The organism is Kitasatospora sp. Xyl93, from assembly GCF_055383135.1.
Genome location: NZ_AP029185.1, coordinates 4176532 through 4190747, shown reverse-complemented (window position 1 = coordinate 4190747; position 14216 = coordinate 4176532). Strand labels below are relative to the sequence as shown.

Below are 14216 nucleotides of genomic sequence, written 5' to 3'. Positions count from 1 at the left end.
CCGGGTAGCGGATTCCGACCCCCGCCGAACGGCGGGGGTGGACGCCCCCGGCGCCGCGTCCCGATCCGACCGGACCCGGGCCGCAGGCCCTACTCTCGAAACGACCCACGCGGACCGCCCGACCCGGCCGCCCGAACCGAGGAGCCACCATCACCACCACCCGCGTGCTGATCGTCGACGACGAGATCCTGGTCCGCTCCGGCCTGGGCCTGATCGTCGGCTCCGCCACCGACCTGGAGGTGGTCGGCGACTGCTCCGGCGGTCAGGCCGAGGAGCACGTCCAGCGGCTGCGCCCGCACGTGGTGCTGCTCGACATCCGGATGCCCGACCTCGACGGCATCTCGGTGCTGCGCCGCCTGCGCGCCCTTCCCGACCCGCCCGCCGTGGCGATGCTCACCACCTTCGACACCGACGAGTACATCGGCACCGCGCTGCGGGCCGGCGCGGCCGGCTTCCTGCTCAAGGACACCGCCCCCGAGCAGCTGGTGCACGCCGTCCGGGTGCTCGCGGCCGGCGGCAACATCCTCTCCCCGACCGTCACCCGCACGGTGATCGGCGGCTACGTGGACGGCGGCGGCCCGGACGCCGAGGCCACCGCGCTGGCCCGCACCCTCACCGGCCGCGAGCTCGACGTGCTCTCGCTGCTCGGCGAGGGCCTGTCCAACGCCGAGATCGCCGACCGGCTCTTCCTCGGCACCGGCACGGTCAAGGACCACATCAGCGCGATCCTCGGCAAGCTCGGCGCCGCCAACCGGGTCCAGGCCGCCGTCCTGGCCCACCGGGCCGGTCTGGTCCGGCCCAAGCCCGGCGACGGGGCATGACCATCGTCGACCAACTGCCGTCCAGACGGCTGCCGGCCTGGTGCACCGCCCCCTGGCTGATGCTGCTGCTGCCCGTCCTCTACTCCCTGCTGGACGCCGCCCTGGTGGCCCGGGAGGCCGCCTGGTGGCAGGTGGCGCTGTCCACGCTGGCCGCCGTCGCGCTGTTCTGGCGCCGCCGCTTCCCGGTGACGGTCCTGCTGCTCACCATGCCGGGCAGCTGGGTGGACGCGATCTGGCTGGCCCCGATAACGGCCGTCTACTCGGTGGCCGCCGAGCGCCCCCGCCCCCGGGTCGTGGTCCCCGGCGGCATCCTGTTCGCCCTGGTCGAGTTCTTCCACTGGCCGCTGCCCGAGGGCGTCCTCGACCTCAGCCGCGCCACCGCGCTGGACGCCATCCAGGCCGTGATGCTGGCGGCCGGCCCGGCCGCCACCGGTCTGCTCGCCCGCACCCGGCGGGAGCTGGCCGCCCGCCTGGACCAGCTGACCCGGGGCCAGGAGCGGGAGAGCCGGCTGCTGGCCGAGCGGGTGCTGATCAGCGAGCGCGGCCGGCTGGCCCGGGAGATGCACGACGTGGTCTCGCACCAGGTCAGCCTGATCAGCATCCAGGCCGGCGCGCTCCAGGTGAGCAGCAGCGACCCGGCCGCGGTGACCGCCGCCCGCACCATCCGCGAACTGTCCGTACGGACCCTGGACGAGCTGCGCCAGATGGTCGGGGTGCTGCGCGGCACCGGCGGGCTGCCGGACGCCCCGCTCGCCCCCCAGCCCCGGCTGGCCGACCTGCCCCGGCTGATCGAGGAGAGCGGGCTGGCCGCCGACACCGAGCTGGTCCCCGGCGACCGCCCGTGGCCGGAGGCGGTCGAGCGGGCCGCCTACCGCACCGTCCAGGAGGCGCTCACCAACATCACCAAGTACGCCCCGGAGGCGACGGTGCACGTGCGGGTCCGGGCGAAGGGCCGCCGGCTGCGGGTCGAGGTCCGCAACGACGCCCCGCCGGGGCACCCGGAGGAGATCCTGCCGGGCGGCGGCCACGGCCTGGTCGGCCTGCGCGAGCGCGCCCAGCTGCTGGGCGGCACCCTCACCGCCGGGCCGACCCCGGACGGCGGCTTCGCGGTCCGCGCCGAACTCCCCGCCGACCGCGGCTGACCGGGGCTGCCCCGGCCCGGCGGCGAACCGGCGGCCCGGCCGCCCCGGCACCCACCGGGAGCGGACAACGAGAAAGCCCCGCAGATCCGTAGATCTGCGGGGCTTCGCTGTGCGCGAGGGGGGAGTTGAACCCCCACGCCCTTTCGGGCACTGGAACCTGAATCCAGCGCGTCTGCCTATTCCGCCACCCGCGCATGGGTGTTGTCCTCGTTGCCGACCGTTCCTCCGAACTGCTCGGTACCATCGGTACTTCGCACTTCCTTGGTCCGGCCTCCCTTCCGGGCGGCCCTTCCGACGTGGAAAACATTAGCACGACCTGGGGGGCTGCTCCGAATCCGTTGTCCGGGGACGCCGACGGCATCCGAACCGATGCCCGACGAACACCCGTACGACCATCGGAAGGGTGCTCCGACGGGCACACCTGGCGTGCCGTACCCGAAATGCGTCACCCTGTGTGTCCGAGCCCACCCCCGGGCACCACACGGTCCGGGAACCGTACGGAAGGGCCCGGCGTGGATACGATCAGTACGGAAGTACCGCAAGTAGGAGGCGCGACCGGGTCCCGGGCGGGATCCGGCCGGCAGGCAGGCGAACGAACCCTGGAAGGGGGTGCCCCATGGGAGTGCTGAAGAAGTTCGAGCAGCGGCTCGAGGGTCTCGTCAACGGCACCTTCGCCAAGGTGTTCAAGTCCGAGGTCCAGCCCGTGGAGATCGCCGGAGCGCTGCAGCGCGAGTGCGACAACAACGCGAGCATCTGGAACCGCGACCGCACCGTCGTGCCGAACGACTTCATCGTCGAGCTGAGCCCGCACGACCACGAGCGGCTCAGCCCCTACTCCGGGCAGCTGGGCACCGAGCTGGCCGGCATGGTCCGCGAGTACGCGGAGGCCCAGCGGTACACCTTCATGGGCCCGCTCCAGGTGAACCTGGAGAAGGCCGACGACCTGGACACCGGGCTGTACCGGGTGCGCAGCCGCACCCTGGCCGCCGAGGAGCCCCAGCAGCAGCAGTACGCGCCGCAGCAGCCCGGCTACGACCGGCCGCCGGCCGCCCAGGCCCCCGGCGCACCGTGGCAGCAGACCGGCGCCGGCCAGTACAACGCGCCCCCGCCGCCGGCCGCGCCCCCCGCGATGCCCCCCGGCCCGCCCGCGCCCGCCGGCGGCAACGTCCGCGCCTTCCCCGGCGCGGGCCACGGCGGCGCCGGGATGCGCCGCTGGGTCGAGGTGAACGGCGCCCGGCACCAGATCACCGGCTCGGCCTGCGTGCTCGGCCGGTCGACCGAGGCGGACGTGCGGATCGACGACCCCGGGGTCTCCCGCAAGCACGCCGAGATCCGGCCCGGCACCCCTTCGATGGTGCTCGACCTGGGGTCCACCAACGGCATCGTGGTGGACGGACAGCACACCCAGCGCGCTACGCTCCGCGACGGCTCGCGAATCGTCGTGGGCTCCACCACCATCGTCTACCGGCAGGTCGAAGGGTAGTGTCCGAATTGTTCGCGCGCCTCGCTCACCGACTGGCGGGACGGTCATGTCAGAACTGACCCTCACGGTCATGCGGCTGGGCTTCCTGGCCGTGTTGTGGCTGTTCGTCATCGTCGCGGTCCAGGTGATCCGCAGCGACCTGTTCGGCACCAAGGTGAACCCGCGGTCCTCCCGTCGCGGCGCGAGCGCCACGGCGGGCGCCGGCGCGGCCACCGTGGCCGCCGCACGCGCTGCGGCACCCCCGCAGGCCGCCCCCGCGGCGGGCCAGACCCAGGGCGGCGGCGGGCGCCGCCGCGGCGGCCCGACCCAGCTCGTCGTGGTGCAGGGCTCGCTGGCCGGCACCACGGTGGCGCTCCAGGGCCAGACCATCACGCTCGGCCGCGCGCACGACTCCACCATCGTGCTGGACGACGACTACGCGTCCTCCCGGCATGCCAGGATCTATCCGGATCAGACTGGGCAGTGGACGGTCGAGGATCTAGGCTCCACCAACGGCACCTATCTGGACCGGCAGCGCCTGACCGCGCCCACCCCGCTCCAGCCGGGCATGCCGATCCGTATCGGCAGGACCGTCATCGAACTGCGGAAGTAGTAGCGCATGAGGGACAGCATCCCGTCCATGACCCAGAGGGGGGCACAGGTCGCATGACCCTGGTGCTGCGCTTCGCCGCCGGCTCCCACAAGGGACTGATCCGGGAGGGGAACGAGGACTCCGGCTACGCCGGGCCGCGGCTGCTGGCCGTGGCCGACGGCATGGGCGGCGCCGCGGCCGGCGAGGTCGCTTCCTCCGAGGTGCTCGGCTCGATCGTCCGGCTGGACGAGGACGTGCCGGGCGCCGACCTGCTGACCCTGCTGGGCGACGCCGTCCAGGGCGCCAACGACCGGCTCCGGCAGATGGTCGAGGAGGACCCGCAGCTGGAGGGCATGGGCTGCACCCTGACCGCCATGCTGTGGACGGGCCAGCGGATGGGCCTGGTGCACGTCGGCGACTCCCGCGCCTACCTGCTGCGCGACGGGTCCCTGGTGCAGATCACCCAGGACCACACCTGGGTGCAGCGCCTGGTCGACGAGGGCCGGATCACGCCCGAGGAGGCCGAGACCCACCCGCAGCGCTCGCTGCTGATGCGGGCGCTGGACGGCCGCGGCCAGGTCGAGCCCGACCTGTCGATCCGCGAGGTCCGGGCCGGCGACCGCTACCTGATCTGCTCCGACGGCCTCTCCGGCCCGGTCAGCCACCAGACCCTCCAGGACACCCTCGGCAGCTACTACTCGCCCGAGCAGACCGTGCAGGAGCTGATCCAGCTCGCCCTGCGCGGCGGCGGTCCGGACAACATCACCTGCATCGTGGCGGACGTCATCGACGTCGGCGCCACGGACACCATGAGCGGCCAGTTCAACGACGTCCCGGTGGTGGTCGGCGCGGTCGCCGACGCCCCGCCGTCCTCGGCCGCCGCCGACCGCTCGATCGCGGACACCCCGGCCGGCCGCGCCGCCGGCCTCGGCCGCGGCCCGCAGGGCGCCTTCGGCCCGGCCGAGGGCTACGAGGAGGGCTACGGCGCCGCCCAGGGCGGCTTCGGCCCCGCCGAGGGCTACGAGGGCGAGTACGGCTCCGGCGAGCCCTCGGTGTACGGCACCGAGGAGGCCGGCGCGGAGCGCCCCGCCAAGCGCGGGCGCAAGGGCCTGACGGTCTCGCTGGCCGCCCTGGTCACGCTCGGGCTGCTCGGCGGCGCCGGCTGGTTCGGCTACCGGTGGACCCAGGACCAGTACTACGTCGGCACCCAGGACGACCACGTCGCGATCTACCAGGGCATCAACCAGAACCTGGCCGGTCTGAGCCTGTCCTCGGTGCACTCCTCGTACAGCCGGATCCAGCTGAAGTGGCTGCCCGAGGACCAGCAGGCCCACGTGCGGAAGACCATCTCGGTCGGCAGCATGAAGGACGCCCAGTCGACGGTCAACGACCTCGACGGCTGGGTCCAGCTCTGCCAGCGGGCCGCGAAGGCGACCACCCCGGCCACCCCGCCGGCCACGCCGGCCACGCCGGCGGTGCCGGCGGTGCAGGCCGTGTACCCGGCCGCCACACCCACCCCGACCGAGAAGAACCGCGGCCCGGCCGCGGCGGCGCCGACCACCGCACCCGCGGCCACCCCGACGCCGACGCCGACCGCGCCGGCGGCACCCGCCCCGGCGCCGAACGCCACACCTCCGGCGGCCGGCGCGCAGGGCGACCAGGCCCCGCTGTCCGAAGAGGAACTCAGCCGGGCCAACTCCTGCCCGAAGCAGTGACGTCCGTGATCAGCCATGGGCCTGCCCCGAGCGGGCTTGCCGGCCGTCAGGGAGCGGTCACCACGTGAGCAGCTACGACCTGAGCGAAGAGTCCACCCGGCCCGGCCGGCGCCGGGCGGCGGCCGACCGAGCCGTCCCCCGCCGGCGGGGCAACACCACGATCTCCCCCCAGGAGGCGCCCAACCGGCGCAACACCGAGCTGGCCATGCTGGTCTTCGCGGTGGTGCTGCCGGTCCTCGCGTACGCCAACGTCGGCCTCGCGATGGACGGCAAGCTGCCCGTCGGCATGCTCGGCTACGGCCTCGGCATGGGCGCCCTGGCGGTGGTCGCGCACCTGCTGGTGCGCCGCTTCGCGCCGTACGCGGACCCGCTGATGCTGCCGATCGCCACCCTGCTCAACGGGCTGGGGGTGGTGATGATCTGGCGGCTCGACAAGGCGGGCAAGCTGCTCAGGGGCAACTACCCGGCGGCCGAGAACCAGCTGATGTGGTCGGGCCTCGGGATCGCCGGCTTCATCGCGGTGATGGTGCTGCTGAAGGACCACCGGGTGCTCCAGCGCTACACCTACATCTCGATGGTGGTGGCCCTGGTGCTGCTCGCGGCACCGGCCTTCTTCCCGTCCCGGGCGGAGGACTTCGGCGCCAAGATCTGGATCCGGCTGGGCAGCTTCTCCATCCAGCCCGGCGAGTTCGCCAAGATCGTCCTGACGGTGTTCTTCGCCGGCTACCTGATGGTCAAGCGGGACGCCCTGGCGCTGGCCAGCCGCCGGTTCATGGGCCTGTACCTGCCGCGCGGCCGCGACCTCGGCCCGATCATCGTGATCTGGCTGCTCAGCCTGCTGATCCTGATCTTCGAGAACGACCTGGGCACGTCCTTCCTGTTCTTCGGCCTGTTCGTGGTGATGCTCTACGTCGCCACCGAGCGGACCAGCTGGATCCTGTTCGGCCTGCTGATGTCGGTCGGCGGCGCGGTCGCGGTCGCCTCGACGGCCAGCCACGTGAAGGTCCGCATCAACGCCTGGCTCGACCCGATGGCCGCCTTCGGCCCGCACCCGCCGAAGGGCGCCACCGAGCAGATCGGCCAGTCGCTGATGGCGCTCGGCTCCGGCGGGGTCACCGGCTCCGGTCTCGGCCAGGGCCGCTCCTGGCTGATCGCGTTCGCCGCCAAGAGCGACTTCATCCTGGGCTCCTTCGGCGAGGAGCTCGGGCTGACCGGCCTGATGGCGATCTTCCTGCTGTACGCGCTGCTGGTCCAGCGCGGTCTGCGCACCGCGCTCGCCGCCCGCGACCCGTTCGGCAAGCTGTTCGCCGTCGGCCTCTCCTCGGCGATGGCGATCCAGGTGTTCGTCGTGGCCGGCGGTGTCACCGGGCTGATCCCGCTCACCGGTATGACCATGCCGTTCCTCGCGCAGGGCGGTTCGTCCGTGGTCGCCAACTGGGCGCTGGTCGCGATCCTGCTGAAGATCAGCGACAGCGCCCGCCGCCCCGGGGCCGAACCGGCCCCGGCCCCCGAGGGCCAGGGAGGACCCGCCCGATGAACAAGCCGATCCGCCGGGTCTCGATCTTCTGCCTCGTCCTGATCCTGGCCCTGATGGTGCGCACCAACTGGGTGCAGGGCGTCCAGGCCGAGTCCTGGGCGACCAACAAGAACAACAAGCGCCAGCTGTACGACCGGTACGCCCACCCGCGCGGCAACATCATCGTCAGCGGCCAGCCGGTCACGAAGTCCGACTACGTCAACGGCCTGCGCTACAAGTACAAGCGGGCCTGGGTCGACGGCCCGATGTACGCCCCGGTGACCGGCTACTCCTCCCAGGCCTACGGCTCCAACCAGCTGGAGAACCTGGAGGACGGCATCCTCTCCGGCACCGACGACCGGCTGTTCTTCCGCAACACCCTGGACATGCTGACCGGCGAGCAGAAGCGCGGCGGCGACGTCGTCACCACGATCAACGCCAAGGTCCAGAAGGCCGCCTTCGACGCCATGGGCAACAAGAAGGGCGCGGTGGTCGCCCTCGACCCGAAGACCGGCGCGATCCTGGGGCTGGTCTCCACGCCCTCCTACGACCCGGGCACCTTCGCCGGCGGCGACGACGCCGACACCAAGGCCTGGACGGACCTCAACGCGGACCCGAACAAGCCGATGCTCAACCGGGCGCTGAAGGAGACCTATCCGCCCGGCTCGACCTTCAAGCTGGTCACCGCGACCGCGGCGTTCGAGAACGGCCGGTACCAGGGCATCGACGACGCGACGGACACGCCGGAGCCGTACATCCTGCCGTACACCACCACCCAGCTGAAGAACGAGAGCCCCAACGAGCGCTGCGAGAACGCCACCGTCAAGTCCGGGATGGACCAGTCCTGCAACACGGTCTTCGCCAAGATGGGCGCCGACCTGGGCAAGGAGCGGATGCGCGCGCAGGCCGAGAAGTTCGGCTTCAACAGCACGATCGACACCCCGATCCGGTCCGAGAAGAGCGTCTTCCCGGACAGCCCCAGCCTGGACGGCACCGCCCAGGACTCGATCGGCCAGCACGACACCCGCGCCACCCCGCTCCAGATGGCCATGGTCTCCGCCGCGATCGCCAACAACGGCAGCCTGATGCAGCCGTACCTGGTGGACCAGGAGCGCTCGGCCTCGCTGACCACCATCTCCAAGCACACCGAGAAGCAGTTCTCCCAGCCGATGAGCCCGGCCACCGCGCAGAAGATGCAGGACCTGATGGTCTCGGTGGTCGAGAACGGCACCGGCAAGAACGCCCAGATCCCCGGCCTCCAGGTCGGCGGCAAGACCGGCACCGCCCAGCACGGCGAGGACAACGCCGGGCTGCCGTTCGCCTGGTTCACGTCCTGGGCCAAGACCTCGGACGGCCAGTCGGTCGCGGTCGCCGTGGTGGTCGAGGACGGTTCCCAGAACCGCGACGGCATCAGCGGCGGCCGGCTCGCGGCCCCGATCGCCAAGGCGGTGATGCAGGCCGCACTCGGCAAGTAGGAGCGCGATCCGGGGTGAGGGGAATGTCACGATCGACAGCCCCGTCCGGATACCGGTCTGATATCGGCCGACGGCTGACTCCGGCCCGATGCGGTACGACCGGTAGCGTATCCGCCAGCAGCGGGTGTGCCCGTTGCCGCCCGCGAGGCACCGCACGGCCCGGCCGGAGAACCGGTCGCGGACCGCGCGGCGTCACCCAGAGCGTGCGGGGACGCCTACGTCACAACCTCACCGGCGGGTGAGGGAGAGGGTCGGATCTATGGAAGAGCCTCGTCGCCTCGGCGGCAGGTACGAGCTCGGCGGCGTCCTCGGGCGCGGCGGCATGGCCGAGGTGTACCTCGCCCATGACACCCGACTCGGCCGCTCCGTCGCAGTGAAGACGCTCCGGGCCGACATGGCCCGGGATCCGTCGTTCCAGGCCCGCTTCCGCCGCGAGGCACAGTCGGCGGCGTCCCTGAACCACCCCGCGATCGTCGCCGTGTACGACACGGGCGAGGACTACATCGACGGCATCTCCATCCCGTACATCGTGATGGAGTACGTCGAGGGGTCCACGCTGCGCGAGCTGCTGCACTCCGGCCGCCGGCTGCTGCCCGAGCGCGCGCTGGAGATGACCATCGGCATCCTCCAGGCCCTGGAGTACTCGCACCGGGCCGGCATCGTGCACCGCGACATCAAGCCGGCCAACGTGATGCTGACCCGGCAGGGCAACGTCAAGGTCATGGACTTCGGCATCGCCCGTGCGATGGGTGACGCCGGGATGACCATGACGCAGACCTCGGCCGTCATCGGCACCGCCCAGTACCTCTCCCCGGAGCAGGCCAAGGGCGAGCAGGTCGACGCCCGCTCCGACCTCTACTCCACCGGCTGCCTGCTCTACGAGCTGCTGACCGTCCGCCCGCCGTTCGTCGGCGACTCGCCGGTCGCGGTGGCCTACCAGCACGTCCGGGAGGAGCCGCAGCCGCCGTCGGTCTTCGACCCCGAGGTGCGCCCCGAGATCGACGCCATCGTGCTGAAGGCGCTCGCCAAGGAGCGCGACTACCGTTACCAGAGCGCCGACGAGATGCGCGACGACATCGAGCGCTTCCTCGACGGCCTGCCGGTGGCCGCCGCCCAGCAGGCCGCGTACGGCATGGGCGCGGCCGGCTACGGCTACGACCAGAACGGCTACCCGCAGCAGCACGACCCGTACGGCCAGACCAACGTGCTGCCGCAGCAGCCCGGCGGCGGCCCGACCACCGTCCTGCCGCAGGCCCCCGGGCAGCCCGGTTACGGGCAGCAGGGCGGCTACCAGGACGACGGCTACGGCCAGACCTACGCCGGCGCCGCGGGCGGCGGCAACGACGGCTACGACGACGGCTACGGCCGCGGCGGCGGCCGACGGGGCGAGGACCAGCCGAAGAAGAGCAACACCTCGTGGATCGTGCTGGCGGTGGCCGCCGTGCTGGTCCTGGTGGGCACCTTCTTCGTCGCCCAGGCGATGTTCGGCGACAAGGGCGGCAAGGACGCCGCGAAGGTCACCGCGCCGAACCTGGTCGGCAAGACCCTGGCCGAGGCCAAGACGGCCGCCGCCGCGGCCGGTTCGAAGCTCGTGGTGGCCGAGGGCGAGAAGGTCGCCTGCCCGGACGCCAACGTCAAGAAGGACCAGGTCTGCACCCAGAACCCGGGGGCGGGCCTGCAGGTCGCCGAGAACGCCACCATCACGGTGCAGGTCTCCTCCGGCCCGGCCAAGGCGCCGGTCCCCGGCGTGACCGGCAAGACCAAGGACCAGGCCGTCAAGCTGCTCGCGGACGCCGGCTTCGCCAACGTCACCACCGAGTACAAGGACGACGACAACGCCCCGCAGGAAACCGTCACCGGCCAGGACCCGGCGGCCAACGCGGCCGTCGACCCGAGCACCGCGATCAAGCTGACCGTGTCGCAGGGCAAGGCCAAGGTGAACGTCCCGAACGTGGTCGGCTCCCAGAAGGAGGACGCGCAGACCACCCTCCAGGGCCTCGGCTTCCAGGTGGACGCCACGAAGACCGTGGCGGCCCCCGACCCGAGCAAGGTCAACACGGTCGCCTCGCAGTCGGTCCCGGCCAACACCAAGGCGCCGGCCAACACCAAGATCACGCTGACCGTCTACAAGGCGCCGGACAAGGTCCAGGTCCCGCCGCTGGCGAACGTCAAGCTGTCGGACGCCATCAGCACGCTGTCGAAGGCCGGCCTGGGCTACACGGTGGCCAGCGGTCCGCCGGACCCGAACGCGACCGTCCAGCAGACCAACCCGCCGGCCGGCACCATGGTCGACCCGAACACCCAGATCCAGCTCTACACCAAGGCGGCCGAGCCGACCAAAGGGGGCGACCCCACCACCACGCCCCCCAAAGGGGACCACTAAGCCTCCGATATTCCCCTGGTTCGACTGAGCCGGAGGAGAAGCAGTCCGGAGCACGCCCGAGGGCCCGCCGCGACACCAGCGGCGGGCCCTCGGGCATTTCCGTACCCCGGCCCCGTCGGGGGGCCGTACGGCGGCTTCAGGAGTGCCGCAGCTCCGGCGGCGGGGTGCGCTCGGCGTCCATGTCGTCCACCCGCACCAGGCTGCCCCAGACGGCCATCCGGTAGCGCGAGGTGTACACCGGCGTGCAGGTGGTCAGGGTGATGTAGCGGCCGGGGCCGGCGTAGCCGGAGCGGGCCGGGACGGGCGCCACGATGCCGGTGTCGTACTTGGACGTCTCCGCCAGGGTGCTGTCGACCTTGTAGACATACCACTTGTCCTTGGTCTCCACCACGACCGCGTCGCCCTTGCGGACGGCGTCCAGGTCGTGGAACTTCGCACCGTGGCCGTCCCGGTGGGCGGCCAGCGCGAAGTTGCCCTCCTGGTCCCAGGGCATGGCGGCCCGGTACGGCTGCTCGTAGACGCCCGCCACGCCGTCGTCCAGCACCTCGGCGGAGGTGCCCATCCGGATCAGCACCTGGTTGTTCCGGCCCATCGCCGGGACGTGCAGGAAGCCCACGTCGGCCCCCACCGCGAACTGCCCGGGCGCGGGCGCGGCGCCGGAGGCACCGGACGCACCGGCGGTTCCGGTTCCGGGAGCACCGGGAGCACCGGGGGTTCCGGACGCGCCGGGGGACGGGGCGGCGCCGGGCGCGGCCGGGGAGCCGGGGGCCGGGCCCGCGGCCCAGCTGCTGCGCAGCCGGTCGGCGGCGGCCGAGGCGGAGCGGTCCGCCTGGACGTTGGTCCACCACAGCGAGTAGGCCACGAACAGGCCGAGCACCAGGCCCAGGGTGATCAGCAGCTCGCCGAAGACCCCGAGCGCGGCCAGCGCCCCGCTCCGTCCCCGCCCGGCCGTCCGCTCCGGCGGCAAAGAGGCCTCCCGCGCCGGTGCGGCCGACTGCGCGGTCTCGTCCTGCATCTGCGTGCTCCCCCTCCGGGCCGGGCGGCTACCCGCCCGTGATCGCGGCCGGCTTGCCCTGGGCACGCGGCCGTTCCTCGATCATCTTGCCAAAGACGATGAGACGGAACTTCGAGGTGAATTCCGGGGTACAGGTCGTCAGCGTGATGTAGCGGCCGGGACCGGCGTACCCGGCGCCGTTAGGTACCGGCTTGATCACGCTCACGTTGTTGGGGGAGGTCTCCGGGATGCTTCCGGTGACCTCGTAGGTGTAGTAGCCGGTGGCCGTCTCCACCACGATCTTGTCGCCCTTGCCGAGCTGGTTGATGTACCGGAACGGCTCGCCGTGGGTGTTGCGGTGGGCGGCCAGCGCGAAGTTGCCCGCCTTGTCGCCCGGCATCCCGGTGCCGGCGTAGTGGCCGACCAGGCCCTTGTCGAGCACCGCCGACTTGGAGGTGCCCTCGGCGATCGGGAACTTCAGCCCCAGCTTGGGCAGGTGGATGATGGCGAAGCCCTTGTTGGGCTCGAACACCTCGGGCTTGTTCGGGTCCGGGGCCGGCGGCCCGGGCTGTCCCGGCTGGACGGGCGGCGCGACCGCGTCGAACTGCTGCTCCAGCTGGTTGCGGGCGCCGTCGGCGGCCGCGTCGGCCTGCACGTTGGTCCACCAGAGCTGGTACGCGACGAAGAGCAGCATCACCACGCCGAGTGAGATGCACAGCTCGCCGACGCCCCTGGCGGCCACCACCAGCAGGGACTCCTTGGGGCGCACCCGTCCGGCGGCCCGGCCGCCCGCCCGGCGCCGGCCGCTGCCGGAGCGCAGCGAGGTGCGGCCCTGGGCGGCGCGGCGGCGCTCGGCCCGGCCGCCGGTCGGCGCCGGTTCGGCGGCCGGCCCGCCGAGGTCGGCGGGCAGTCGCAGCTGGAGGGTCTGGTCGGGCAGCCAGGGGTACTCGGGCCCGTCCACGATGGGCTCCTGGGCCTGCTCGTACACGCCCCAGGCGTCCTCGGGCGCGGTCTGCGCCGGGTAGCCCTGCTGGTACGGCGCTCCGCCGGTGCCCTCGTCCCGGCCCTGGTACCCGGGCCCGCCGTACTGCTGCACGGTGCCGTACCGGTCCGCCTCCGGCTGGAAGCGCCCCTCCGGACGCAGCGCGGTCACGCCGGTCAGCCCCGGCCGATCACCGGGGCGAGCCCGGCCGACCGGTCGACCGCCTGCGGGAAGCCGCACTCCGCGAGCCAGTTGGCGAGCATCCGGTGACCGCCCTCGGTGAGCACCGACTCGGGGTGGAACTGCACGCCCTCGACCGGCAGTTCACGGTGCCTCAGGCCCATGATCACGCCGCTCGCGGTGCGTGCGGTGACCACCAGCTCGGCCGGCACGGTGGCCGGTTCGACCGCGAGCGAGTGGTAGCGGGTCGCGGTCAGCGGCGAGGGCAGGCCCTCGAAGACCCCGCCGTCCTCGTGCTCGACCGGCGAGGTCTTGCCGTGCAGCAGCTCGGGCGCCCGGCCGACCACCGCGCCGTACGCGGCCGCGATCGACTGGAGGCCCAGGCAGACGCCGAACACCGGCAGCCCGATCCGGGCGCAGTGGTGCACCATCTCGATGCAGACCCCGGCCTCCTCCGGGGCGCCGGGCCCGGGGGAGAGCAGCACCCCGTCGAAGCCCTCCGCGCCGGAGCGGCGGACGGCGTGCTCGACGGTCACCTCGTCGTTGCGCACCACCTCGCAGGTGGCGCCGAGCTGGTACAGGTACTGGACCAGGTTGAAGACGAAGCTGTCGTAGTTGTCCACCACCAGGATGCGGGGCGGGGTCGTCGGCCGGGTCGTCATGCGCGCGTGGTCTCCGTGGGATGCGGTGCTGGAAGGGAGTGCCGGGCCCGCCGGCTCAGCCGGTCGCGGCGCCGTCGCCGCCGTCCACTGTGACGTCGCCGAAGGGGAGCAGCGGTTCCGCCCACGGGAAGACGTAGGTGAAGAGGAGGTAGACGATCCCCAGGACGAGGAGCAGCGAGATGACGGACCGGACCAGGGTGTTCCCCGGGAGGTGACGCCAGATCCAGCCGTACATGGTGCTCCCTCGACGCAGCGGACTGGGTTAAAGAGTAGACCCGCCGTCCACGGCCGC

General features: G+C 72.5%; 12 protein-coding genes and 1 tRNA gene. 8 read left to right on the top strand and 5 right to left on the bottom strand.

Features of this window, described 5'->3' with window-relative positions; translation table 11 throughout:
- Window positions 1–167 precede the first annotated feature (167 nt).
- A complete protein-coding gene (locus ACZ5GH_RS18725) occupies window positions 168–821 on the top strand; it encodes a response regulator (RefSeq protein ID WP_387760653.1) in 654 nt (217 codons plus the stop codon).
- Window positions 818–1963 (top strand): sensor histidine kinase, encoded by a 1146-nt coding sequence (locus ACZ5GH_RS18720; RefSeq protein WP_387760643.1) that lies wholly within the window; start codon window positions 818–820, stop codon window positions 1961–1963. The genes ACZ5GH_RS18725 and ACZ5GH_RS18720 overlap by 4 nt, the downstream gene beginning before the upstream one ends.
- Window positions 1964–2073: 110 nt before the next feature.
- Here ACZ5GH_RS18720 and ACZ5GH_RS18715 read toward each other — a convergent pair.
- Window positions 2074–2157: transfer RNA gene (locus ACZ5GH_RS18715), tRNA-Leu, on the bottom strand.
- A gap of 422 nt (window positions 2158–2579) precedes the next feature.
- Here ACZ5GH_RS18715 and ACZ5GH_RS18710 point away from each other — a divergent pair.
- The 6 genes from ACZ5GH_RS18710 (at window position 2580) to pknB (ending at window position 11106) form a co-directional block, all read left to right on the top strand.
- Window positions 2580–3446 carry an FhaA domain-containing protein gene (locus tag ACZ5GH_RS18710; RefSeq protein WP_387760642.1) on the top strand — a complete coding sequence of 289 codons (867 nt, stop codon included), beginning with the start codon at window positions 2580–2582 and terminating at the stop codon, window positions 3444–3446.
- Between the two features lie 46 nt (window positions 3447–3492).
- The gene (locus ACZ5GH_RS18705) at window positions 3493–4038 is read left to right on the top strand and encodes an FHA domain-containing protein FhaB/FipA (protein ID WP_464334803.1); all 546 of its coding nucleotides are present in this window, start codon (window positions 3493–3495) and stop codon (window positions 4036–4038) included.
- A gap of 53 nt (window positions 4039–4091) precedes the next feature.
- A complete protein-coding gene (locus tag ACZ5GH_RS18700) occupies window positions 4092–5732 on the top strand; it encodes a PP2C family protein-serine/threonine phosphatase (protein ID WP_464334802.1) in 1641 nt (546 codons plus the stop codon).
- A 160-nt stretch (window positions 5733–5892) separates the two neighbouring features.
- Entirely contained in the window at window positions 5893–7269 is a 1377-nt protein-coding gene (locus ACZ5GH_RS18695; RefSeq protein WP_387760652.1) for an FtsW/RodA/SpoVE family cell cycle protein, read from the top strand.
- A complete protein-coding gene (locus ACZ5GH_RS18690) occupies window positions 7266–8723 on the top strand; it encodes a peptidoglycan D,D-transpeptidase FtsI family protein (protein ID WP_387760639.1) in 1458 nt (485 codons plus the stop codon). The genes ACZ5GH_RS18695 and ACZ5GH_RS18690 overlap by 4 nt, the downstream gene beginning before the upstream one ends.
- A 259-nt stretch (window positions 8724–8982) precedes the next feature.
- Window positions 8983–11106 carry a Stk1 family PASTA domain-containing Ser/Thr kinase gene (pknB, locus tag ACZ5GH_RS18685; protein ID WP_464334801.1) on the top strand — a complete coding sequence of 708 codons (2124 nt, stop codon included), beginning with the start codon at window positions 8983–8985 and terminating at the stop codon, window positions 11104–11106.
- A gap of 136 nt (window positions 11107–11242) precedes the next feature.
- Here pknB and ACZ5GH_RS18680 read toward each other — a convergent pair whose 3' ends face one another.
- From ACZ5GH_RS18680 to ACZ5GH_RS18665, 4 genes are read right to left on the bottom strand one after another with little or no spacing between them, the layout of a single operon-like run.
- Window positions 11243–12121 carry a class E sortase gene (locus ACZ5GH_RS18680; RefSeq protein ID WP_464334800.1) on the bottom strand — a complete coding sequence of 293 codons (879 nt, stop codon included), beginning with the start codon at window positions 12119–12121 and terminating at the stop codon, window positions 11243–11245.
- Between the two features lie 28 nt (window positions 12122–12149).
- Entirely contained in the window at window positions 12150–13253 is a 1104-nt protein-coding gene (locus ACZ5GH_RS18675) for a class E sortase (RefSeq protein ID WP_464334799.1), read from the bottom strand.
- Between the two features lie 5 nt (window positions 13254–13258).
- Window positions 13259–13924 carry an aminodeoxychorismate/anthranilate synthase component II gene (locus ACZ5GH_RS18670; RefSeq protein WP_387760635.1) on the bottom strand — a complete coding sequence of 222 codons (666 nt, stop codon included), beginning with the start codon at window positions 13922–13924 and terminating at the stop codon, window positions 13259–13261.
- A gap of 55 nt (window positions 13925–13979) precedes the next feature.
- Window positions 13980–14159, bottom strand: coding sequence for a hypothetical protein (locus ACZ5GH_RS18665; protein ID WP_387760634.1), 180 nt, complete (start codon window positions 14157–14159; stop codon window positions 13980–13982).
- Window positions 14160–14216 lie beyond the last annotated feature (57 nt).

What these genes read in the sequence shown, in the direction of transcription:
- ACZ5GH_RS18680 (WP_464334800.1), bottom strand. Translation starts at nt 12,121, where the DNA reads ATGCAGGACGAGACCGCGCAGTCGGCCGCACCGGCGCGGGAGGCCTCT.
- ACZ5GH_RS18670 (WP_387760635.1), bottom strand. Translation starts at nt 13,924, where the DNA reads ATGACGACCCGGCCGACGACCCCGCCCCGCATCCTGGTGGTGGACAAC.
- pknB (WP_464334801.1), top strand. Translation starts at nt 8,983, where the DNA reads ATGGAAGAGCCTCGTCGCCTCGGCGGCAGGTACGAGCTCGGCGGCGTC.
- ACZ5GH_RS18705 (WP_464334803.1), top strand. Translation starts at nt 3,493, where the DNA reads ATGTCAGAACTGACCCTCACGGTCATGCGGCTGGGCTTCCTGGCCGTG.
- ACZ5GH_RS18700 (WP_464334802.1), top strand. Translation starts at nt 4,092, where the DNA reads ATGACCCTGGTGCTGCGCTTCGCCGCCGGCTCCCACAAGGGACTGATC.
- ACZ5GH_RS18720 (WP_387760643.1), top strand. Translation starts at nt 818, where the DNA reads ATGACCATCGTCGACCAACTGCCGTCCAGACGGCTGCCGGCCTGGTGC.
- ACZ5GH_RS18710 (WP_387760642.1), top strand. Translation starts at nt 2,580, where the DNA reads ATGGGAGTGCTGAAGAAGTTCGAGCAGCGGCTCGAGGGTCTCGTCAAC.
- ACZ5GH_RS18665 (WP_387760634.1), bottom strand. Translation starts at nt 14,159, where the DNA reads ATGTACGGCTGGATCTGGCGTCACCTCCCGGGGAACACCCTGGTCCGG.
- ACZ5GH_RS18690 (WP_387760639.1), top strand. Translation starts at nt 7,266, where the DNA reads ATGAACAAGCCGATCCGCCGGGTCTCGATCTTCTGCCTCGTCCTGATC.